The following is a 22,487-nucleotide window of genomic DNA, read 5'->3' as shown; positions in this document are numbered from 1 at the left end:
GAGGGGAAAGCTCTGGGAAATCTGGGAAGTGCTTACCGTAACATCGGCGACTACGCCAAAGCGATCGATTACGCTCAGCAGTGGTTGGCGATCGCGCGAGAAATTAAAGACCGCGAAAGTGAGGGGAAAGCTCTGGGAAATCTGGGAAGTGCTTACCTTTCCCTCGGCGACTACGCCAAAGCGATCGAGTACACTCAGCAGTATTTGGCGATCGCCCGAGAAATTAAACACCGCAAAAGTGAGGGGGGGGCTCTGGGAAATCTGGGAACTGCTTACTTTTACCTCGACGACTACGCCAAAGCCATTGAGTACGCTCAGCAGGTATTGGCGATCGCGCGAGAAATTAAAGACCGCGAAAGCGAGGGGGGGGCTCTGGGAAATCTGGGAAGTGCTTACTTTTACCTCGGCGACTACGCCAAAGCGATCGAGTACGCTCAGCAGCAGTTGGCGATCGCGCGCGAAATTAAACACCGCCAAAGCGAGGGGGCGGCTCTCAACAATCTAGCACTTGCTCTCTCCAAATCTGGCAATCTCCCAGCAGCAGAGAAAACCCTACTTGATAGTATTAAAGTTTTGGAATCTCTCCGTGCTGGATTAGACGATGCCAATAAAGTGTCAATATTTGAAACCCAAACTAGCCCCTACGTCACTTTACAAAAAATCTTCATTGCTCAGAAAAAAACTAATGACGCTTTAGAAATTGCCGAACGGGGTAGAGCCCGAGCTTTTGTGGAGTTATTGGCATCTCGCCTTGTCGCATCTGCCTCTGTCACACCTACTATCAACCCGCCCAATATCCAGCAAATTCAACAAATTGCTAAAGAGCAAAACGCTACCCTCGTCGAGTATTCAACTATTTGGAATGAAGCCCTTTATATTTGGGTCATCAAGCCGACTGGTGAAATTACATTTCGCTCAGTTGACCTCAAAACTCTGAACATCAATTTACCCGAAGCCACCGAACAGACAAGAGTATCTGCTGCTACCGGGAGGAGAGGATTAAACGAGCCAGATACAGCCTTAGCTGAGATGATTCGCGGCACTCGCGATCCTCTGGGTGTATGGGGGGACGTTGCCAATAAACAAACAGCTAATCCCCCTGCTTCTACCCATGCTAATTCTCGGATAATCTACCGCAAATTACAGCAAAGTTATCAACTACTGATTCAACCCATTGCCGATCTTTTACCTACTGACCCGAATGCTCCGGTCATCTTCATTCCCCATCAATCCCTGTTTTTAGTTCCCTTTGTCGCCTTACAAGATCCGACAGGTCAATATCTGATTGAAAAACATACCATCCTCACTGCTCCCGCCATTCAAATTTTGCAGTTAACCCGCCAATCACGGCAAAAAGTCCGACAACTTTCTCTGCAAAATAACCTCGTCGTCGGCAATCCAATTATGCCCAAAATTGGCAACCCGCCGCGCCAATTAGATCCCTTACCGGGCAGTGAACAAGAAGCAATTACAATTGCCCAACTTCTGAATACTAAACCGATTACAGGCACTCAAGCAACTAAAGCATCGATTGTTCAACAGATGCTAAAAGCCCGGATTATTCATCTGGCAACTCACGGATTACTCAATGAAGTGAAGAGGCGAGATTTGCCAGGAGCGATCGCCCTTGCTCCATCAGGAAATGATGACGGATTGCTGACTTCGAGCGAAATCTTGGATTTAAAATTAAATGCTGAATTAGTGGTATTAAGTGCTTGCAATACTGGCAGAGGAAAACTGACAGGCGATGGTGTGCTTGGGTTATCTCGTGCTTTAATTAGTGCTGGTGTTTCCAGTATAATCGTTTCTCTGTGGTTTGTGCCCGATGAGCCGACAGCGGAATTAATGGCAGAATTCTATCGCCAGTTACAGCTAAACCCGAATAAAGCTCAAGCTTTGCGGCAAGCGATGCTGATGACAATGAAGATGCACCCAAATCCGCAAGATTGGGCCGCGTTTACGCTGATTGGCGAAGCAGAATAAGATTTTTTTCGGCGCTTGCTACACAGCTTGAGGGTTGCAGCCAAACAAATCGGACGTGGAGGCAAAAACATCTTTGTTAAGAATTAAATGCCGATCGCCATCTCGACTGATTAACCCTTGCTGCTGCAATTTTCCCAGCATTCGAGTTACTGTTACCCGCGTCGTGCAAATCGCATTAGCAATATCTTGATGTGTCAAGCGGATATTCAAACGAGTTCCCTCAACCACAGGCTGACCGAATTCCTGTTGCAATAATAGCAGTAGCTGATACAAACGGTCATCTACCCGCCGCTGTCCGGCGATCGCTAAAATTGCTTCCATTTGCCGCAGCCGCCGTACCATTTGAGGCAGCAACTCGTGAGCCAATTGAGGAGAAGCTTCGATTTCCACCATAGAATACCACATCAAATAAATATCTGATGTCGCCGTAGCTCGGTAAGTTTGCAAGCTTGTCAACCACAAACCGAAGCACATCGAAGGCCCAACCCAACCCAAAAGTCCTTCTTCCCCGTTTGGATAAAGCGTACTCAGTTGTGCTAGACCTTGACAGACTCGCCAAAGACCATGCGACATCATAGGAATGGTTTCGCCCTTGGCATAAAAATGCAAGTTTCGAGTCGCTCCTGTGTTATGCTGGATTTCCGCTAAAAGTGCTTTGGATGTTGGTGGCATATCCCTTATTTCCAGCTAAAAAACATTTGTCTGAGACCTACGCCTCTGACTCTAACCGACCAAGGTAAAGGTTTGGTAATCGTCTGGTTAGCGCCAAGATAAGCTTTAGTCATTAGTCATTAGTTGTTAGTTGTTATAAAATAATGACTGACTATCCGCTGGCTTAAAGACAATAAATGTACTCGTTATTCGGGCTTTTTCAAATAAATATTTAATTTGAAAAAATCCGCAGAATATTTGTTAATAAATATTCTGTTAATTAACGTTAAATAGAAAACCGAGGCGAGTTCTGAAGTTCGATCGCACATCCAGACCCGCTGAGTCAACTGCTGCTCTCTGCTGCCACAACCTTCAAGAACTTATAAAATAGTTCAAGAAGGTATCAAAAGACAAAGTAAGGTTTTTCATGGCCGATCAATTAATTCGCGCTACAGCCGCAGAGGGCGGAATTCGCGCTGTAGGCGTCATTTCCACCCGCCTCACCGAAGAAGCAAGACAGCGGCACAAGCTCTCCTACGTGGCTACAGCCGCCCTCGGCCGCACGATGTCGGCGGGGCTGTTACTCGCCTCCAGCATGAAGCGGCCCGAATCGAGAGTCAACATTCGAATCAAAGGAGATGGGCCGCTCGGCGGGCTTCTGATTGATGCGGGACTCGATGGAACAGTTCGAGGTTATGTGGAGAATCCCGAAGTGGAACTGCCGCCCAATGCTAAAGGCAAACTCGATGTCGGCGGGGCAATAGGTGACGGTTATTTGTACGTGGTGCGGGACGTTGGATATGGCTTCCCTTATTCAAGTACGGTGGAATTGGTTTCCGGCGAAATTGGCGACGATCTGACTCACTATTTGGCAACCTCGGAGCAAACGCCTTCGGCTCTGGTTTTGGGGGTGTTTGTGGGGGCGGGCGGGGTAGAAGCGTCTGGAGGTGTGCTGTTGCAGGTTCTGCCGAAGGCGGCAACGGACGAAAAATTGGTGCAAACTTTAGAATCTAGAGTTGCTGAATTGTCGGGCTTTACGCCGCTGCTGCGATCGGGCAAAACGCTGCACCAGATTCTCGAAGAGTTACTGGGAGATATGGGCCTGGAAATTTTCCCGGAAACTCAGATGGTGCGCTTTGACTGTGGCTGTTCGTTCGATCGAGTTTTGGGAGCTTTGAAAATGTTGGGCGAAGCGGAACTCCAAGACATGATTGAAAAAGATGGGGGGGCTGAGGCTACGTGCCATTTCTGCAACGAGGTTTACCAAGCTAATAGCGACCAACTTGCGGAACTGATCGGCGATTTGCGCTCAAACTCCGGTTCTTGAGACGATAATGTGTAATTGGCTGTATTGAGTGCGAGTTAGGGATGATGGCCTTGACCAATTGCCAATTACGCATTATCAATTACCTAATCACAAAATTTTGATTTTGGCGGTTTGGCGATCGGCTCTTGCAGTCTGGGGCCGACGGGAGTATGTAAAAGTGATGAATACATTTTATAGAGCAGTTGATAGCAGCGCTCGCAGTTTTTAAATAACTAACGCTGGCTGGTTGCTGTTTGTGGTGAGGATATGAGTCAAGATCGCAAAATACCAGGCCGTTGGTCTGCATCAGAATCCTTGGAGTCAACAAAGGATACTTCGTCGCTGGTGCGCTTACCAGCAAGGAAAAACCGGGCTGAACGACTTAAAGAGCTCCGAGAGTTGGTTACTTCGGGAAAACTGCCGGGAGGGCATCTGGAACTACCGCCGAATTTGTCTGGGGAAAACTCGCAGCCGCCGGGGGAACACAATCCGTTTTGGCGGAACTGGTCGAATAAGTGGCAGTTTTGGCTGGCGCTGAGTTTGATGCTATCGGTGGGTATGGGGTTTGTGGCAATTGCGTCTTTACTCAACCTGACCTCGCAGTCGAATTGCTCAAAGATTTTTTGGCCGACGGCTTCTGCTAACGATCGCTTTTTTTGTGCTCAAGAAGCAGCAAGCAAGCGGACGGCGGATGATTTGCTCAGGGCGATCGAATTAGTGAATGCTTTGCCACAAAACCATCCGCTGCGGCCGAGAATTAACACTCAAATCGATCGGTGGTCGGAGGATATTCTCAGGCTGGGAAATGCTAGTTTCCAAGAAGGAAAGCTGGAGGCGGCGATTGCGATAGCGAACAAGGTTCCTAAAAACGTTCCCGCTTACCCGAAGGTGGAAAAGCAGATTGAAACGTGGCAGTCGATATGGAGCGATGCAGAGAAAATTTACCGCACGGCGGAAGACCACTTGCGTCAGGAAGAGTGGCCGCTGGCTTTCCGCCAAGCGACTCTGCTTTTGGATTTGGGAAATACTTTCTGGGAATCGGCTAAGTACGAGGAATTGACTAAGCTAATTCAGACGACTCGGGCTGAGGGCAATAAGTTGGTAAAAGCCCGGAATACAGCCTCCGAGGGAGGTCTCGACAATCTGGTGACGGGGATTAAGCTGGCTCAGGGCATTGGTCAAAACAGTTATTTGTATCAAGCTGCCAATAAGGCGATCGCGGAATTTAGCAAGAAAATTTTGGATATCGCCCAAAAACGATTGCAGGCAGGGGATTGGCAGGAGGCGATGGCGATCGCTAACAAGATTCCAGAGTCGGCAAATTTAAGGGAACAAGTACAAGATTTTAATGAGTTGGCGAATGCTACTTCTCAGGCTTTGACTGGCTCTGTTGAGGGTTTCTCCAAGGCGATCGAGATTGCTCAAAAGTTGAAGTCCGGCCGCCCTTTATACAAACAAGCTCAAGATTTAGTCGGCCGCTGGCAACAAGAAATGGCTGATGTGAAAGTTTTGGATTTGGCAAGCAGGCTGGCGGCGCCGGGTGGGGTAAATGATTTGAGGGCTGCAATCGCGCAATTGCAAACAGTCCCGGAATCCAATCCCCGCGCTTCGGAAGCTCGCAGTCAAATTAGCCGCTTGAGCCGTCAAATCGAGCTGCTGGAAGACAGTCCGTATTTGCAAAGAGCGAACGATTTGGCGAGTACGGGGGATCCGAATTCTCTGGAAGCCGCCGTTGCTCAAGCTTCTCGGATAGCTAGAGGTAGGGCGCTTTACGTGGAAGCTCAAGCCAAAATTCAAGCTTGGATCGACAGGAGACAGCGGCTTGTTGACCAGCCGTTTTTGGATAGAGCTCAGCAGCTAGCGGCGAGCGGCAATTTGGCGGGGGCAATTGAGATGGCCCGCCGGATTCGATCGGGACGGGTGCTTTATGAGGAAGCTCGATCGAACATTCGGACTTGGGAGGCTCAATTTCAGGGCGAGCAAGGTTTGCAGAACGCCCGTCAGACGGCCCGAGCCGGGACTGCTGAGGCTTTGCAAACGGCTATTGCGCTGGCAAGTCAGGTTCCCGAGTCGAGTTCGCTCCGGTGGCAGGCGAGTGAGGCGATTGATGAGTGGAGCCAGCGGATTTTGGCGCTTGGTGTGGAACAGTCGTCGTCGGATCTGGCTGGGGCGATCGCGACTTTGAAGAAAATTCCCTCGGGGACTCGGGCTTTTGAGCAAGCTCGATCGCAAATCAAAGTTTGGGAGGAGTCGCTGAATCCTCCTGAGTCTGAATCTCCCCCTCCTGAACCGCCGGAAATTGAGCCTCCGACCAGCTCTGGCAATCGTTAGGTTAACTGGTTTGCCCGACATTGGGCGGGGGTTTAAAGTCTGAGAATTAGTGCTTGATTTGAGTTTTAACTCAAATCAACCATCATTCTCAATCAACTTCTAGGGGTGGGTTTACGAATAATCCTCACATTGCCAACAAATTAAATAAAGCCACCCCCACCACGCGATAAAACTCAGAGAATCTCTATTTAACGAACCGCGAAGACGCAAAGGGCGCGTTCGGCGAAGCCGTTCCCGTTCCCCGCAGGGGTTCCCGAAGGGTAGGGTAGGAAGAAAAGGAAGAGAAGAGAGACAAGAGAAAGACTTCACAATTGATACGAGGCTTGCTATAGCAGTTTTCTATTGGGTGAGGTACATCTTAGCAATTACCTTTTTCCCAATGATCAATTACCAATTACCTGTAATTTTAGATCAATTAAACATCCGCCGGATTCAGGTGCATCATTGCCCAAGTGGTGTAAGTGCCGATCGGACTCCAAAGTATGTAAGGTAGCAATAACAGGGCGGCCGGCTCCGAAACTTGCAAGACACTTAAAGCTAGCATTACGCTTAAAATAGCGCCAGTTCCGCCGATTATTGTGCCGACTTTTAGGCTCCTAACTTTGCACATAACCGAGGTGTAAGACATAGTTACTATTTCTAAAAGCAGGTACAAACCCATTCTCAGCCAAGTCTCCTGAGTTCCTGGTTCTTTTTCCCAAACAATCACTGCTGACCAAGCTGCACAAATAAAAATTACTGTCCAAATTAGGGGAATTGCTTTTTCAAATACTAGCCATCTGGGACGCTGTAAGCGGTTGAACCATTGGATGTCGCTGGGCGCGATTATGTTAGCAGCTAAAGCTACTACAAAGGCGACTCCTCCAATTACCATCCAGGATTTAATCATTTTGTTACCTTGGGCGAGGTTGACGGGTTCGATTCAGCAGATATTATCTCGGATTTTGGCGATCGCGCAATCTGTGCCTAGTTATATTAGATTGGGCCCAGTTGCGAAACCCCAACATCAGTTGACAACTAATTTAGACTTCTGGGAAACCTCAATTTATTTTTTTCTATTCCGTTTCATAATATAAAAAATGTGACTCTTGCTTCCTCCCCTTGACAAGGGGAGGGATCGAGTCTGCTTTTTAGTAAAATTTACCAGTAAATTGAACAAAAAGTCTCTTAGTCTTTCAAAAAAATCGGCTACTAGCCGAGGCGGTGATGTTGTTCTAATTCTAAACTAGAGTCATCCTCTTTTTTCGGAACCAGAAGCGTATTTTCGCTGCTCGGTTGCAACACGGCTTTAATCACTTGGAGAAAACGGTTAGGCTTTTTGGTTTGACCGTTGAGAGTGCGCCGGTCTTGCACTTTTTTAGAAAGGTGCCTCATCACAGATAAATCGAGTTCATCGATGAAATGGTCTGCTATACGTTCTCCCATTAAATCAATAGCTTCAGCATACTGATCGGTTAGCGTTTCTATGGCATCGTATGCTTCGTCAGCAACTTGACTTGCTACTGTTTTATTTTGGTCGCCCGGTGTCTGGGAATGGCTGCGGCGCCGATCTAAAAGACTTTGGTAATCCGCAATGCTCATTCCCAAATTGTAGAGATGGTGGTGAGCGTGATCCATCAAATCTACTTCACTGGGATAGAAGAAACCACGAGTGCTGTTGATGCCGTGCAGTTTTGCCCAACGCCGCAGAGTTGTTTCATCTTGCAGTTGGTATCGCTCCAACATTTGAGCTGTGTTCAGCTCTACTTCTGGCGTAACTTTGAAATCGCTCATCGGTAAATCCTCGCTGGTGAGTAAATAAATAAAATTGAAACTTAGAATGTGTGATTGGCGTACAGTCTGAAAATGATGATCAATCCTGTGACGGCATTGAGGGAAGTCTTGCGGGCATTTGCTAACCGTCGATCGTGCGATCGTGCGATCGAGTCAGAAGATTTCAGGGTAGCGTACTTTTGGGCTTTGTCTCGATCGCATCCGGGAGCAAGCACACAGGGTTAATAATATAGCTGATTTATGGTTTCAACAACCGTTAAAAATAGTAAAGTTTGATTGTTGGGCTTGAATTCTTAGTAATGTTGAGCTATAATATTCTCAATAACCGTGCAATTAGTAATTTTAGTAGTTGCAAACGAGATTCTTAGTATGCCTGTATACGATTATTTGTGTCCCGAAAACAACCAGCAGTTAGAAGTTTGGCACAGCATGAACCTGGAAGTTTCGACTTGGGCCCAACTGTGCGAGTTGGCTAAGTGCGAGCCCGGTGACACTCCCCCAGATGCTCCGGTACGCCGACTGCTGAGCGCTCCGAGGTTGATGAAGCCGACATCCGACACCGATTATAAAAATTCGGGTTTCAGCAAGTACGTGAAGCGGGATGAAGGGGTTTATGAAAATGTCACGGCTAAGGATGGTGAAAGCCGTATTGTCAATCGAGATGGTAAGCCGATTAAAGACTGAGAATCCATAATTATCAAGTTTTCAGTTGAGTGAATTACAGATATTATGTAGGGACACGGCAGCGCAGTGTCCTTTATTTGATCTATTAAAAACAGCTTATTATTCAGATTATATTAGTCTGATGCCGACACCACAAAACGCTCAACCGGACATAATATTATTGACCAAACCAATCTTTCATTTTTTGTTTGGCTTGTTCTTTAGTATCAGCATTAATGTAAACTGAAACAGTAGCTATTGCCGCCAGTAACACTCCCAAATCATCTGTAAATCCAACACCGACTAATATATCGGGAATGGCATCAACAGGAGATATAAAATAGGTCAAAGCTCCAACTACAACTCCTTTTGCCCAAGCAGGCACGTTTGGGTTCTGAGCCGTATAGTAGAGAATCAAAGCTTTTTCAACTACTTCTCTTCCTGCGGTTAAAGCAAAGTTTTTAAGTTTAGTCCAAAAACTTTCATCTGAATAGTTAATTTTGGGGTTGCTGAGGTTGGTTGTGGTTCCTTTTCGGTCGATTAAATCGAGAGGAATGCCCTTATTTTTAAGCTGAGAAACAGCAGAATTGAAGGATGCTGATGCCTGATTTTTATTGGGCGCGGCCTCTCGTATTTGTTTCAGGTCTGCGATAAATTCCTGCATGGCTTGGATTTGCAAGTCAGAAACCGCCAGCAGTTTTTTGGCGGATTGGATCGCCTCGCTTTCTGCAGGATGCAGCGTCTTATTTGCCCCAACAATGTTAATTAAAAAATACATGACTCCCAAACGCAGCGCTTCTTCTGACTTGCTGAGTGTTTGCAAACAGTCGCTGAGTGATGGGGGACTGGCTGTGTAGGATTGGATTTGAGCCTTTGCAGAGTCAGAAAATTTGTCTAAATTTATGGTTTTAAATAACAAATCTAGTTCATCAATATCAATGGAACCATCGGCGGCTGCGATCGCAAACAAAGAACCATAAAAAGCTAAAAGTTCGCTTTCTGAGGATGTGGCAAAAATATCTCTTTCGGACATGATGCTACTCCGATTGATAAGGACGCTTTGCATTTTACCACAAAACTCAGCGCGCCATGATTTCAGAAACCGGCAATAATTTTAGAGAGGATGACACAATGGAGAATTTTTTATGAAAGTTGCGATCGTCGGCTGCGGCTATGTGGGGACTGCGACAGCCAAACATTTACGCGGCAAATCTGATTGTACCGTGACGGCGACAACTACCACGGCGACGCGAGTAGTTGAGTTGGAGGGGGTCGCGCAGCGGGTAGCCGTGCTCAAAGGAAGTGACAAAGATGCCATGACGGCTGTATTGCAAGAACAAGATGCTGTTATGCTGTGCGTGGGTGCTCCAAATTCTCAGGCTTATCGGGAAAGTTATTTAGATACTGCGACAACTTTAGTATCGGTTTTAAAGCAGATACCGACAATCAAGCAGGTAATTTATACGGGTACTTATTCTGTGTATGGCGATCGCCAAGGTGAATTGGTAAATGAAGAATCACCCGTCGCAGCGGCTAATCCAAATGGTGAAATTCTCGCAGAAACAGAACGGGTTTTATTAGCAGCATCTAGCCCCAATCTTCAAGTCTGCATTCTCCGTTTGGGAGGAATTTATGGGCCTGGGCGAGAATTAGTTAAAATCTTTGGAGGCTGGGCTGGTAGCACTCGTCCCGGTAGGGGGGAAGATGCTACTAATTGGGTGCATCGGGATGATATTGTTGGGGGGTTAACCTTTGCTTTGGAAAATCGATTGCAGGGAATTTACAATTTAGTCGGGGATGTGTCGCTATCCAGTGGTGAATTGCTCGATCGCATTTTTGAAGCTAATAATTTGCCTAAAGTTTCTTGGGATGGAAGCCCTAGCGTGCGGCCTTATAATGCTAGGGTGTCGAATCAAAAGATTAAGGCGGCTGGTTATCAATTTGTTCATCCTGAGATTAGGGAGTTTTAGTTTGGCTATCGCTCTTTTGTTAAACCGCATCTTTTTCACAGGCGGGACGCCCGTGCCACAATGAACGCGGATGGACGAAAGGGCGATATTCACCGCTTTAGATTTTTTCCCTAACCCAAATTCTAAATGATTTCAGTAATGCAATTTCTCCCATTGTTTTAGTCTGCTCAAAAAAACTACTCATTTCTGTTGATGATAAAAAGGGAAAAGCAATACTGAAATTGCATTCAACATACTCCTCGGAAGCTAACTGATAAAATTTTAAAACTCGCCCGTTATATCTCCAGAGCTCGGGTACGCCAAGTGCCGAGTAAATTCCTGACTTATTAATTGAACTGCTGGTAATATCTATTTCAATTGCCAAGTCGGGCGGTGGGGCAGTTTCTAAGTCTAGTTCTTGCCTGCCTCTGACTGCTGGTTCACTTTGAATATAATAACAATTGTCAGGTTCTATACCCTTTTTAGCCTGTTCTTGCTTGAGAGTCATTGAGCCAGCACTTTTGATTTCAATGCCGAGTTCTTCTGCTAAAATGAAAATGAAGCGATCAGACTGAATCTTGGGATTTTCATGTTCGTATAAAGGACTCATAATTTCCAACATCCCGTTATCATAAGCTATGCGATAACCTCGCTTATCGCCTATTTCTTTGAGCAACGTTTCAAAGGTTGACCAGCTAATGTTTTCTAGCAGTGTTCTCTGTTCGGCTAAACTTGAAGTAGTAGCAATCATCTCAAAATCTCCTTGAGCTGAGAAAACTCTAGTTTTATTTTACCACAGGCCCAGATACTATCAAAAAGGTTTTTTTTTGAACCGCAGATGTCGGCGGTTCAAAAAAAAGCCATTTCAATCACTAATTAACTTACCCCATAATCCCACCAAAAAAGTCGATCGTCTCTTTCAACGCTTTCACAAACACATCAATCTCCTCGCGAGTATTGTAAAAATACAAACTCGCCCGCGCCGTAGATGAAATGTTCAAATAGCGGTGCAAAGCTTGCGTGCAGTGATGCCCGGAACGAATCGCGACTCCCTCCTGATCTAACATGGTAGACAAGTCTTGAGGGTGAATTTCTCCCGCAGTAAATGCCGCCAAAGCTGCCCTACCTTCGCCGTTGCTGTCTGGTTGTGGCCCGTAAATTTTGATTTCTGGAATTTGCCGCAATTGTTGGAACATATAAGCAGTCAATTCTGCTTCGCAAGCGTGAATCTTATCCATGCCAATGTTACTAAGATAATCGATTGCTGCACCAAGGGCGATCGCCTCGCCGATTGCAGGCGTGCCGGCCTCAAATTTGTGCGGCAAATCGGCATAAGTGGAATAATCGAGAAACACGTCAGCAATCATCTCGCCGCCGCCGAAAAACGGAGGCATTTCTCTCAGCAAGTCCAGCTTACCGTACAGAAAACCGATACCCGTCGGAGCGCACATTTTGTGACCGGAAGCAACCAGCCAATCACAATCTATTGCTTGCACATCTACTATCATGTGCGGCACGCTTTGACAAGCATCTATTAAAACTTTCGCGCCGAAACTGTGGGCTATTTCGCAGATTTCTTTTACTGGACTGATGCAGCCTAAAGTATTAGAAACGTGAACGGTTGACACCAATTTTGTTTTATGGGAAATCAGGGTTTTAAACTGTTCCAAATCAAACTCGTTAGTTTCCGTTAACTCGACAAACTTCAGCACCGCACCGGTTCTTTGAGCAATCATTTGCCAGGGAACGAGATTGCTGTGGTGTTCCATCACCGACAGGATAATTTCGTCTCCGGCTTGCAGATTGCTCAAACCCCAAGAATAAGCAACCAAATTAATCGCTTCGGTGGCGTTGCGAGTGTAAACAATTTCTTGCCGCGATGCCGCATTTACAAACGCCGCAACTTTGTCTCTAGCACCTTCGTAAGCATCAGTGGCTTTGGCGCTGAGAGTGTGAGCGCCGCGGTGCACGTTTGCATTATATTGTCCGTAGTAATCACGCCAAGCGTTGAGTACAGCTAGGGGTTTTTGAGAGGTAGCTGCATTGTCTAAATAAACTAGCGGTTTACCATTTACTTTTTCATTCAAAATTGGGAAGTCGCCACGAACTTTTGAGGCAAGTGTTTTTTCTTGAATAAGTGTCATATTTTTTGAAGTTAGTGATTTGTCGTTGGGTGGGGGCGGGTTTACGAGATTGTTGGTTTTAGGCAATTATTATTCGTGAAACCCGCCCCTACAGGCTGTTATAAATGGTGCAAGATGTTGTAGGGACACAGCACTGCTGTGTCCTCATCTTTATGAGTTATCCTTGGATAGCCACACAGGTAGAAAGCATTTTTGCCACGCCCAGAATCGGTAATTGATTGAGCATTTCCGCCGCGAAAGCATCGATTAGCAAATAGCGACTTCTTTCTAAATCCAAACCGCGACTTTGCAAGTAGAAAAGTTCATCATCTTCTAATTGACTGACAGTTGCACCGTGGGAACATTTAACGTTGTCGGCGACAATTTCCAACTGCGGTTTGGTATCTACGCGAGCCCTCGGCGACAGCAGCAAATTCCGGCTCAACTGTCCGGCATCTGTCAATTGTGCGGCTTTGCGAACGAAAACTTTGCCGTTAAATACAGCGCGAGCTTTGTTACCGATAATGCACTTGTGCAATTGGCGGCTTGTACCGTGGGGGTGATTGAAATCGATTACACTGTGAGTGTCTGATAACTGTTCGCCAAAGGCTACGGTTAAGCCGTTTAAAGTTGTTTCAGTGGCTTCGCCGCGCTGAAAAACTTCTAAATTGTGGCGCGATATTTTGCCTCCCAAGCTGATAGCATGGCAAGTGTAACGGCTATTACGAGATTGCTCGATCGCACTTTTGCCGATATGAACAACTTCCCCACCTTCCCGCTGCAGCCGAACGTGATTCACAGTAGCATTTTCGCCGACCATAACATCGGTTACAGCATTCGTAAATGCAGCGACATTTCCGATAGTTGTGTAATCCTCAACCAGCGTCACATTGCTTCCAGGCTCAGCTATGACCAAGCAGTGTGGCTGGGACATCGTGGGAGATGCACCTGGTGCTGTCAGGAACAGCAAGTGAATCGGAAGGTCGATCGACATATTGGCCGGCACGAACACCACCGCAGAATCCGCCAAACCCGCAGTATTCAGCGCCGTAAACACCTCGGTTTGCTGTCTGTGCTTGCTCAAAACATCGCTGATGCGCCCTTGATATTTTTCGGGTACATTGGATAGATTACCTGCGTAAAAGTCGATCCTCTTCGAGGGCTCCGCTAACGGCAAATTCGGCAAATTCACCGTTGATAAATCCGGTGCATAAAAACCGTTGACAAATACCAATCTTAATGGTAAATCATCCCGATTTTTCACTGGCATAATGATATCAGCCAGCTTAACTTTTGACTGATTGCTCTGGGGTATATGAAAAGGAATTTGCAACACCGACGACAAATCAGTAAAGCGCCATTCCTCATCCCTCACCGTCGGAAAACTCGAAGCAAGGACGTATTCAGTCGCCGCATCCCGCAAATCCTGCAACCCGTAGGCCGCACTTTTGCTATTAGCAGCCTCCAACTTGCCGCACTGATTCACCAAATCAGTCAAAAACATTTCCCTGCTAGCAACTTGCGTATTCATCATCGCGCGCCTACTCCTGCTGCTTCCTCTTCCACAACCCAGTCATAACCGCGCTCTTCCAATTCCAGCGCCAACTCTTTCGGGCCAGTCAAGATAATTCGGCCGGCTTCCATGACGTGAATAAAATCAGGAATAATGTAATTCAACAACCGCTGATAGTGAGTAATCACCAACATCGAATTTTCAGCATTTGACAAATGATTCACACCGCCGGCGACAATCTTGAGAGCATCGATATCCAAACCCGAATCAGTCTCGTCCAAAATAGCTAATTTCGGTTCCAACAACGCCATTTGTAAAATTTCATTCCGCTTTTTCTCGCCACCGGAAAAACCCTCATTTACGCTGCGGCCTAAAAAAGAATCATTCATCTTGACAATATCTAGCTTTTCCTCGATTAAATCTTGGAAATCAAAAGCGTCCAATTCTTCCAAGCCGCGATGTTTGCGGTGAGAATTGTAAGCCACGCGCAAGAAATCCAGATTGCTAACGCCGGGAATTTCTAAAGGATATTGGAAAGCTAGGAATACGCCCGCCAAAGAGCGTTCTTCCGGCGCTAATTCCAGCAAGTTTTGACCCAAAAAAGTAACTTCTCCACCCGTTACCGTATAAGCAGGATGGCCGGCTAATATCTTGGATAAAGTGCTTTTACCCGAACCGTTGGGGCCCATAATCGCGTGAATTTCACCCGATTTAATTTCCAGATTCAAACCCTTAAGGATTTGGGTATCTTCCACATTCGCAGTTAAATCGCGGACGGATAGCACCACTTGACTATTTTCTACAATCATCTATTTTTGTCCTCATTCCTCAATGCACTTTACAGTTTTTTCTTCTCGTTCTTCTCGTTCCTAGGCTCTGTCCATTGGTGACAATTTAACGTGAAACCGATAGTCCGCCAGGGAATGAATTCCCTGTCTCAAAGCTTAAGTCCTCTGAAGAGGACTGAGAAGAAAATTTTTAAACTCATTAGTCCTCTTTAGAGGACTTTAGCTATTAGCCAGGGAATTCATTCCCTGGCGGACGGTGGGCTTAAGTTGTCACCAATGGACTCGGCCTGGAAGGGTTTCTTGCCCGCGAAAATTATCCGACACTTCCTTCGAGTTTCAAACTCAACAGCTTATCAGCTTCCGCCGCAAATTCCATCGGTAACTGATTGAAAACATCTTTACAGAAACCGCTAATCATCATCGAAATAGCATTTTCTGCGGAAATTCCCCGCTGTGCGAAGAAGAACAATTGCTCTTCCCCAATCTTAGAAGTAGAAGCTTCGTGTTCCACTTTAGCAGTATGGTTCTGCACTTGAATATAAGGGAAAGTATTCGCTTGAGCGTTATCCCCAATCAGCATGGAATCGCACTGAGAGTAATTACGAGAGCCTTTAGAGTTAGGCCCCATTTTCACCAAACCGCGATAGCTGTTCGATGAATTTCCCGCAGAAATTCCCTTAGAAATAATCGTGCTGCGAGTGTTTTTACCGACGTGGATCATTTTGGTGCCGGTGTCAGCTTGCTGTTTGTTGTTTGTCAGCGCTACTGAGTAGAATTCGCCCACCGAGTTGTCGCCGACTAACACGCAACTGGGATATTTCCAAGTAATCGCGGAACCAGTTTCTACTTGTGTCCAAGAAATCTTAGAATTTACTCCCTGACACAAACCGCGCTTAGTCACGAAGTTGTAAATGCCGCCTTTGCCGTTGGCGTCGCCAGCGTACCAGTTTTGCACTGTGGAATATTTGATGTCGGCATTGTCCATTGTTACCAATTCCACGACGGCGGCGTGCAGTTGGTTGGTGTCAAACATGGGGGCGGTACAGCCTTCGAGGTAAGACACAGAACTGTTTTCTTCTGCGACAATTAAGGTGCGCTCGAACTGGCCGGAATCTCCGTTGTTGATGCGGAAATAGGTGGACAATTCCATCGGACATTTGACGCCTTTGGGAATGTAAACGAAGGAACCGTCGCTGAATACGGCGGAGTTGAGGGCTGCGAAAAAGTTATCGCCGACTGGTACGACGCTGCCGAGATATTTTTCTATTAATTCGGGATAATCTTTGACGGCTTCTGAAATGGAACAGAAAATAACGCCATCTTTGGCTAACTTTTCTCTAAATGTTGTGGCAATTGAAACGCTGTCGAAAACGGCATCGACGGCGACATTTCCCAGCCGTTTTTGTTCGGAGAGGGGAATGCCGAGTTTCTCGAAGGTTTCTAGGAGTGTCGGGTCAACTTCGTCCAAACTGTTGAGCTTTTTGGGCTTTTGTTTGGGCGCGGAATAGTAGATAATTTGTTGGTAGTCGATCGCGGGATAGTTGACGTGGGGCCAGGTGGGCTCGGTCATTGTCAGCCACTTCCGGTATGCTTTGAGGCGGAATTGCAGCATGAATTCCGGTTCGTTTTTCTTGGCGGAAATCAGGCGGACTACATCTTCGCTCAAGCCGCGGGGGATGGTGTCTGATTCGATGTCGGTGACGAAACCGTATTTGTAGGGCTGGTTGACTAGGGTTTTGACTGTGGTAGAACTCATTATTTTGCGTGTTCAGTGTTCTAGATAATGCTCTCTGGATGGCAGACGGGGCAATGCCTGTCTGGGCTTGAGCGAGTTCTGCTGGACTGCTCTGGGAAGTTAAACAACAATTTTGTTGCTTTACTATATTTTAAGCTACATTAACAATAGTGATATTGTCAAAGTCAAATTAATAATTTTTTGTGAAGATGATGGAGACTACTCAGCAGACTTCCACGAAACAAGACATCCTGCAATATTTGCTCAAGGTGGGGCAGGGGACGGCTATTGAGTTGGCGGAGTCTTTGGATATCAGCCCGCAGGCAATTCGCCGTCACTTGAAGGATTTGGAAGCGGAGGGGCTGATTCAGTATCAGTCGGTTCAGGCTGGGATGGGGCGGCCGCAGCACATTTATGAGCTTACCAGTTTGGGGCGCGATCGATTCCCGAATCGTTACGGCGATTTTGCAGTCTCTTTCTTGGATACTTTGGCGGAAACCGTCGGCCGCGAGCAAGTGATTACTATCCTGCGAAAACAGTGGCAGCGCAAGGCGACGGAGTATCGGCGGCTGGTGGGTGCGGGTTCGCTGGAAGAGCGGGTGACTAAGCTAATGGAACTCCGCAGGGCTGAAGGTTATATGGCTGAGTGTTATCCTGTAGAATCGGTAGAGGTTGGGATGTGCGATCGCGCTGGTTTGGGTGATCGATTTGTGTTGATGGAACACAACTGCGCGATTTCTAATGTTGCTGAAACTTTTCCGAGTGTCTGCGGTAATGAGTTGGAAATGTTTGCAGCGGTTTTGCCGGATTGCATTGTGGAGCGGACTCACTGGATTATTGATGGGGAACACCGCTGCGGTTATTTGATTGCAAAGAAGAATGAAGAAGTTCGGCAACGGATTTTCTAACGGATGTCACGGATGTCACGGATGAAAGTTCGGCAACGGATGAGTGTAACGGATGTCACGGATGTCAGGGATTACCAATTACCGATTAGCAATTACCAATTTTTAATATATGGAACCGCTAGCAGATTTTTTAAAGCCGGAAGAGTGTGCCGAAGTTGATATGGCGCTGCTGTCGTCGAAGGAGAAGTTTTCGGCACGGCTGGCAATTTATGCTTTGAGGGTGCTCAAGCAAATTTCTGAGGAGAGGGGTTTGCCGGTGGCTGAGGTGACTAATGGGCAGGTGATGGATTGGATTAAGAATGATGAGAGTATTAAAGGGTCGATCGAACTTGATGCGAGTTTTGAAAACTTTTTTACGAATTTGGTAATTGCGTCTTTGCGGCCTTTGAGGCAAATTGCGACAGAATCGGGAGGGGCGATCGAACAATTAACAGTTAAGCAGGTCGTGGCGTGGTTTGAGAAGGACGGGAAAATTCGCAGAGAACAGGGAACCGAGGCGGCGTTTTTGGATTTGTGAGTAAAAGGTCGATCGACCGCGCACCCAAACCCGGCCTCAAACCCAGATAATCCAAGCGGTTTCGGGCGATCGAAAAAAAGTTTTGATAAAGGGGTTGACAGACAGGGGGAAACTTGATAAGGTAATTAAGTCGAGCGAAAGAGATGCAGCGCATCAAACAAAACGCAGACACAGGATTAAAAGTTTTCAAAGCTTTCCTGGTGCTTATGATGTAATGGAACCACTCCGATCCATCCCGAACTCGGTTGTTAAACGTTGCTATGGCGAAGATACTCGGCGGGTCACTGCCCGGTAAAATAGCTCAGTGCCAGGTTAATAATAAATTAAAGCTCTTTTCCCGCAACAACGGAAAAGGGCTTTAGTTTTTTGGTGAATTATTACTCATCTACACAAAAGCTCGTCTTGGGTCTGCTGGATGCTTAACCCCTATTTCCCACAAGAATTGTTGAAGATGTCTTTGGTGTCAGTTTTGTAGAAATCTCAATATTTGCAACCAGCAGCAGATTTTGGGTCGATCGAACTTGATGCGAGTTTTGAAAACTTGTTGACGAATTTGGTAATTGCGTCTTTGCGGCATGAGAGGCAATTGCGATAGAAGCTGAAAGCGCGATCGAACAATTAACAGTTAAGCAGGTCGTGGCGTGGTTTGAGAAGGACGGGAAAATTCGCAGAGAACAGGGAACCGAGGCGGCGTTTTTGGATTTGTGAGTAAAAGGTCGATCGACCGCGCACCCAAACCCGGCCTCAAACCCAGATAATCCAAGCGGTTTCGGGCGATCGAAAAAACTTTTGACCAAGGGGTTGACAGACCGGGGAAAACTTGATAAGGTAATTAAGTCGAGCGAAAGAGATGCAGCGCATCAAGCTTAGCATTAAGCAGAACGCAGACACAGGATTAAAAGTTTTCAAAGCTTTCCTGGTGCTTATGATGTAATGGAACCACTCCGATCCATCCCGAACTCGGTTGTTAAACGTTGCTATGGCGAAGATACTCGGCGGGTCACTGCCCGGTAAAATAGCTCAGTGCCAGGTTAATAATAAATTAAAGCTCTTTTCCCGCAACAACGGAAAAGGGCTTTAATTTTTTGGTGAATTATTACTCATCTACACAAAAGCTGGTCTTGGGCCCTTTGTAGAAATCTCAATATTCTGGGTCAGCAGCAGATTTGTGGTCGATCAAACTTGATGCGAGTTTTGAAAACTTTTTTACGAATTTGGTAATTGCGTCTTTGCAGCCGTTGAGGCAAATTGCGACAGAATCGGGAGGGTCGAGCGAACAATTAACAGTTAAGCAGGTTGTGGCGTGGTTTGTGAAGGACGGGAAGATTCCCAGAGAGCAGGGTGTCGATGCAGCGTTTTTGGATTTGTGAGTTAAAGGTCGATCGCTCCCACTGGCAAATAATAAGTCAAACTCGGCGATTGGGGGCTGTTTCAGGCGATCGAAAAAAAGTTTTGACCAAGGGGTTGACAGCCTGGGGAAAACTTGATACAGTAATTAAGTCGAGCGAAAGAGATGCAGCGCATCAAGCTTAGAATTAAGCTAAACGCAGACACAAAATTAAAAGTTTTCAAAGCTTTCCTGGTGCTTATGATGTAATGGAACCACTCCGATCCATCCCGAACTCGGTTGTTAAACGTTGCTATGGCGAAGATACTCGGCGGGTCACTGCCCGGTAAAATAGCTCAGTGCCAGGTTAATAATAAATTAAAGCTCTTTTCCCGCAACAACGGAAAAGAGCTTTAGTTTTTTGGGGATTTACAGATGTTTGTAATATCAATAGTCCGGACTGTTTTTAGTTCTTAGGCTGAAACCCTCGATTTTCCGTTGGTAGTTCGATCGCCGAATCGCCTTGAAACCCTTATTCTACGGTTGGCAATCAAAAACTGTCCGAAGTATTGTAATATGACAAATGCGTAAGTCCAGAACAAAATCTGGTGTAGTTGGGAAAACAAGGGTGAAATGCGTGTTATCAGCCGAAAAATCCTGCGAGATTTCTGTGAAAGCCATGCCGATTCCTGCGATGCACTTTATGACTTAGAGTTTCAAGTAAAGCGGAATGGCAGAACCTAATTGATGTTCAGCAGATTTATCCAAAAGCTGAGTCAGTCAGAAATTGTACCGTATTTAATGTTAAGGGAAATCGCTATCGGCTGATTGTTGATTTGGTTTATGTTTCTCAAAGAATCTACATCAAATATGTTCTGACTCACGCTGAGTATGATAAGGATGAGTGGAAAAATGATCCGTACTTTTGATGCAAAATCTTATACAGATTTACTTGTTCGGTATCAACCAAAACCGATCGCAAATGAAGCAGAAAACGAGGCCGCGATCGCTCTCGCTTGCGAACTGGAACACCGCCCTATGCGATCGCTGGAGGAAGAGCTATTTCTGGAGCTTTTGATAACGCTGATTGAAAAATTTGAATCTGAAAATTATCCAATTCCTGCAGGAAATGCTGCTTCAATGTTGCAACATTTAATGGATGCGAGAAATTTGGACAAATTTGATTTGATTCCTGTTTTGGGAACGGAAACTGAGGTTGAGAAAATTTTTGTTAGTGGAAGGGCGATCGAAATAGATGAAGCCAGAAAATTAGCCGATTTTTTCCACGTAGATATTAGTTTGTTTATCTAATCGCGATCGGTAACTCGTATCCAAAATCAAAATGGATTTCTACAACTTTTCCATAGATTTGAGCGTTATCACGAATAGTCATATACGATTGCAACTTCCTGTCCATTTCTACCAATATTTATCTGCGAACCACCACACATTTTGTCAAATGATCATGTAAGCATTGTTGCTTTTTGGATGTAAAAAAAGTAAAAAAAGGTATTGCAAATACCAAGATGCCTATACCGCCTAATAAATTCCACAATTGTGAAAACCACCCAATCAACCATAGTGAAAACAACCAAATTAAGCATCTCAATATCGCTCTAGGGAGTGAAATCCGACTACTATCTAAATCAGTAACAACAATTCCCATAGTCCATTTTCCTACCGTAGCTTTAAGAGGAGAAAGTTCCATGAGTGTGTAGTATCCTATGAATGGAATAAAAGCCAATATATTAAACTGATAACTCTTATAATTAAATATAAAAACAGGACCTTTACCGCCGACCAAATTAAAAACATCAAGAAAAATTACGCTTAACAAGGCTATCCCGCAAGATGATATAACTCCATCTATTAAAAATGCAGTAATTCTACGCCAAAAACCTGCATATCGTAAGACATGATTAGGTTTTAATTCACGTGCTTGTGCTTCCGGCTCTCCTGACTGACTTTGATGCTGAGAAGGGTTTTCTCTCCGATGCTGAGGCTGTACTTGGGGTGGAGCAGTTGCTGAAGATTGGGCAGAACTTGATTGAGACACATCAGGCTTAGGTTCCTCTTTGTGTGGAATGATTCTCTGTTCAATTGGAGTAATGTCTTTGTCTTCTAAGCCCAAGACTTCTTGAAACCGCTTTAACTCACTGCGCGTATAGGCACTCAAGGGATTTTCTCGTTGCGCCACTTTGATAAATACCTGCTCATACTGCTCCAACTTCTTCTTGTAATCCTGGTAAGGTTTCAGAACTTGAGCTTCAATTTCTGTTGCTTCTGCTGAGGACAAACCTAACTGCCTTTGTAGAGCGTCTAGCGTATAGCGACCGATGTCGGAAATTTCACCCCGACTGGCAAAGCGTTCAACCTCTCGGCGATACCGCAGTTTGGGATCGCCCACTGGCGCTTTAGCAATTTGAATCTTAAACCCTTCCTCTACAGCATAGATTTTGGGCTTCATGGCAGGTGCAGCTTCCTGAACCTTCTTGCAGGTATATTCATGTAGGTTATCAATTGAAATCATGCCGTTGCTGTCTAGGTCGGCAGCACCTGTCTCAATGCCTTCCACAATATAGCGAGTGTAGACCGATAGATCTGATCCCTGTTGCTCAAACGAGTATTGCGTAGAGGTTGAGGACGTAAGAACCGCCCGTCCTTCACCTCCTAACTGAGTTTGAACATCGACTACCCCATCATCTTTGGCAGTCATGCCTTGTGCAAAAGCACCACTGAAGCAGCAGTCAAGAATCACCACTTGTCGCTTACAGCGGGAATTAATCATTATATCTTGGACAAAGCTGGCAGGAACCGCCGTCGCTTTCACCAGCTCACCTTTAACAATACTCCGGACAGTTTTTAAGCAGCCAGAGTACCATAAGACAAGACTGAAGGAAGGTTAGGGTGATTTAAAATC

22 protein-coding genes and 3 rRNA genes are annotated in these 22,487 nt (G+C 45.9%); 14 read left to right on the top strand and 11 right to left on the bottom strand.

Annotated elements, in window-relative coordinates; translation table 11 throughout:
• On the top strand, window positions 1-1,983 hold a 1,983-nt coding region (locus QUA07_RS05735; RefSeq protein ID WP_333323309.1), incomplete at its 5' end, for a CHAT domain-containing tetratricopeptide repeat protein.
• A gap of 18 nt (window positions 1,984-2,001) precedes the next feature.
• Here QUA07_RS05735 and QUA07_RS05730 read toward each other — a convergent pair.
• Window positions 2,002-2,655, bottom strand: a complete 654-nt coding sequence (locus QUA07_RS05730; protein ID WP_333323308.1) for a Crp/Fnr family transcriptional regulator — start codon at window positions 2,653-2,655, stop codon at window positions 2,002-2,004.
• Window positions 2,656-3,061: 406 nt separating this feature from the next.
• Between QUA07_RS05730 and hslO the strand changes: the two genes are divergently transcribed.
• Window positions 3,062-3,961, top strand: a complete 900-nt coding sequence (gene hslO / locus QUA07_RS05725; protein ID WP_333323307.1) for an Hsp33 family molecular chaperone HslO — start codon at window positions 3,062-3,064, stop codon at window positions 3,959-3,961.
• A gap of 246 nt (window positions 3,962-4,207) precedes the next feature.
• Window positions 4,208-6,271, top strand: a complete 2,064-nt coding sequence (locus QUA07_RS05720) for a hypothetical protein (protein ID WP_333323306.1) — start codon at window positions 4,208-4,210, stop codon at window positions 6,269-6,271.
• A 415-nt stretch (window positions 6,272-6,686) separates the two neighbouring features.
• On the opposite strand, the gene QUA07_RS05715 is transcribed toward QUA07_RS05720, so the two are convergent.
• The 3 genes from QUA07_RS05715 to QUA07_RS05705 all read right to left on the bottom strand — a co-directional run bounded on the left by QUA07_RS05715 (window position 6,687) and on the right by QUA07_RS05705 (window position 8,259).
• Window positions 6,687-7,160: a TspO/MBR family protein gene (locus QUA07_RS05715; RefSeq protein ID WP_333323304.1), complete on the bottom strand. Its 474-nt coding sequence runs from the start codon at window positions 7,158-7,160 to the stop codon at window positions 6,687-6,689.
• 302 nt (window positions 7,161-7,462) lie between these two features.
• The gene (locus QUA07_RS05710; protein WP_333084571.1) at window positions 7,463-8,044 is read right to left on the bottom strand and encodes a hypothetical protein; all 582 of its coding nucleotides are present in this window, start codon (window positions 8,042-8,044) and stop codon (window positions 7,463-7,465) included.
• 41 nt (window positions 8,045-8,085) lie between these two features.
• Window positions 8,086-8,259, bottom strand: a complete 174-nt coding sequence (locus tag QUA07_RS05705; RefSeq protein ID WP_333323303.1) for a hypothetical protein — start codon at window positions 8,257-8,259, stop codon at window positions 8,086-8,088.
• 154 nt (window positions 8,260-8,413) lie between these two features.
• On the opposite strand from QUA07_RS05705, the gene QUA07_RS05700 reads away from it, so the two are divergent.
• The gene (locus tag QUA07_RS05700; protein WP_333323301.1) at window positions 8,414-8,728 is read left to right on the top strand and encodes a zinc ribbon domain-containing protein; all 315 of its coding nucleotides are present in this window, start codon (window positions 8,414-8,416) and stop codon (window positions 8,726-8,728) included.
• Window positions 8,729-8,885: 157 nt separating this feature from the next.
• On the opposite strand, the gene QUA07_RS05695 is transcribed toward QUA07_RS05700, so the two are convergent.
• Window positions 8,886-9,740: a DUF1232 domain-containing protein gene (locus QUA07_RS05695; protein ID WP_333323300.1), complete on the bottom strand. Its 855-nt coding sequence runs from the start codon at window positions 9,738-9,740 to the stop codon at window positions 8,886-8,888.
• 112 nt (window positions 9,741-9,852) lie between these two features.
• On the opposite strand from QUA07_RS05695, the gene QUA07_RS05690 reads away from it, so the two are divergent.
• A complete protein-coding gene (locus QUA07_RS05690) occupies window positions 9,853-10,677 on the top strand; it encodes an NAD-dependent epimerase/dehydratase family protein (protein WP_333323299.1) in 825 nt (274 codons plus the stop codon).
• Window positions 10,678-10,774: 97 nt separating this feature from the next.
• On the opposite strand, the gene QUA07_RS05685 is transcribed toward QUA07_RS05690, so the two are convergent.
• From QUA07_RS05685 to sufB, 5 genes are all read right to left on the bottom strand, one after another.
• Window positions 10,775-11,407, bottom strand: a complete 633-nt coding sequence (locus QUA07_RS05685) for a Uma2 family endonuclease (RefSeq protein ID WP_333323297.1) — start codon at window positions 11,405-11,407, stop codon at window positions 10,775-10,777.
• 130 nt (window positions 11,408-11,537) lie between these two features.
• The gene (locus QUA07_RS05680) at window positions 11,538-12,800 is read right to left on the bottom strand and encodes a SufS family cysteine desulfurase (protein WP_333323295.1); all 1,263 of its coding nucleotides are present in this window, start codon (window positions 12,798-12,800) and stop codon (window positions 11,538-11,540) included.
• Between the two features lie 157 nt (window positions 12,801-12,957).
• Window positions 12,958-14,313, bottom strand: a complete 1,356-nt coding sequence (sufD, locus tag QUA07_RS05675) for a Fe-S cluster assembly protein SufD (RefSeq protein WP_333323294.1) — start codon at window positions 14,311-14,313, stop codon at window positions 12,958-12,960.
• Window positions 14,310-15,101: a Fe-S cluster assembly ATPase SufC gene (gene sufC / locus QUA07_RS05670; protein WP_333323292.1), complete on the bottom strand. Its 792-nt coding sequence runs from the start codon at window positions 15,099-15,101 to the stop codon at window positions 14,310-14,312. The genes sufD and sufC overlap by 4 nt, the downstream gene beginning before the upstream one ends.
• 292 nt (window positions 15,102-15,393) lie before the next feature.
• Entirely contained in the window at window positions 15,394-16,836 is a 1,443-nt protein-coding gene (gene sufB, locus QUA07_RS05665; protein WP_333207742.1) for a Fe-S cluster assembly protein SufB, read from the bottom strand.
• A 188-nt stretch (window positions 16,837-17,024) separates the two neighbouring features.
• Here sufB and sufR point away from each other — a divergent pair, with 188 nt between their 5' ends.
• The 9 genes from sufR (at window position 17,025) to QUA07_RS05620 (ending at window position 20,878) form a co-directional block, all read left to right on the top strand.
• Window positions 17,025-17,723, top strand: a complete 699-nt coding sequence (gene sufR, locus QUA07_RS05660; RefSeq protein WP_333323290.1) for an iron-sulfur cluster biosynthesis transcriptional regulator SufR — start codon at window positions 17,025-17,027, stop codon at window positions 17,721-17,723.
• A 109-nt stretch (window positions 17,724-17,832) separates the two neighbouring features.
• Window positions 17,833-18,240 (top strand): hypothetical protein, encoded by a 408-nt coding sequence (locus QUA07_RS05655; RefSeq protein ID WP_333323289.1) that lies wholly within the window; start codon window positions 17,833-17,835, stop codon window positions 18,238-18,240.
• Between the two features lie 196 nt (window positions 18,241-18,436).
• Window positions 18,437-18,553 (top strand): 5S ribosomal RNA (gene rrf / locus QUA07_RS05650).
• A gap of 602 nt (window positions 18,554-19,155) precedes the next feature.
• Window positions 19,156-19,272: ribosomal RNA gene (gene rrf / locus QUA07_RS05645) — 5S ribosomal RNA — on the top strand.
• Between the two features lie 134 nt (window positions 19,273-19,406).
• The gene (locus tag QUA07_RS05640; protein ID WP_333323287.1) at window positions 19,407-19,610 is read left to right on the top strand and encodes a hypothetical protein; all 204 of its coding nucleotides are present in this window, start codon (window positions 19,407-19,409) and stop codon (window positions 19,608-19,610) included.
• Window positions 19,588-19,773 carry a hypothetical protein gene (locus QUA07_RS05635; protein WP_333323286.1) on the top strand — a complete coding sequence of 62 codons (186 nt, stop codon included), beginning with the start codon at window positions 19,588-19,590 and terminating at the stop codon, window positions 19,771-19,773. Before QUA07_RS05640 ends, QUA07_RS05635 begins: the two co-directional genes overlap by 23 nt.
• Window positions 19,774-19,818: 45 nt before the next feature.
• Window positions 19,819-19,935: ribosomal RNA gene (gene rrf, locus QUA07_RS05630) — 5S ribosomal RNA — on the top strand.
• Between the two features lie 375 nt (window positions 19,936-20,310).
• Complete coding sequence (locus QUA07_RS05625; RefSeq protein WP_333323475.1) at window positions 20,311-20,496, top strand: type II toxin-antitoxin system HigB family toxin; 186 nt, start codon at window positions 20,311-20,313, stop codon at window positions 20,494-20,496.
• On the top strand, window positions 20,480-20,878 hold the full coding sequence (locus QUA07_RS05620) for a transcriptional regulator (protein WP_333323284.1): 399 nt from the start codon (window positions 20,480-20,482) through the stop codon (window positions 20,876-20,878). Before QUA07_RS05625 ends, QUA07_RS05620 begins: the two co-directional genes overlap by 17 nt.
• A 118-nt stretch (window positions 20,879-20,996) precedes the next feature.
• On the opposite strand, the gene QUA07_RS05615 is transcribed toward QUA07_RS05620, so the two are convergent.
• A complete protein-coding gene (locus QUA07_RS05615) occupies window positions 20,997-22,397 on the bottom strand; it encodes an RDD family protein (protein WP_333323282.1) in 1,401 nt (466 codons plus the stop codon).
• Between the last annotated feature and the right edge of the window lie 90 nt (window positions 22,398-22,487).

The sequence above is a fragment of the Microcoleus sp. T3_A4 genome (assembly GCF_036700465.1).
Taxonomy (GTDB): Bacteria; Cyanobacteriota; Cyanobacteriia; order Cyanobacteriales; family Microcoleaceae; genus Microcoleus.
This window is presented reverse-complemented; position numbering and strand designations above follow the sequence as displayed.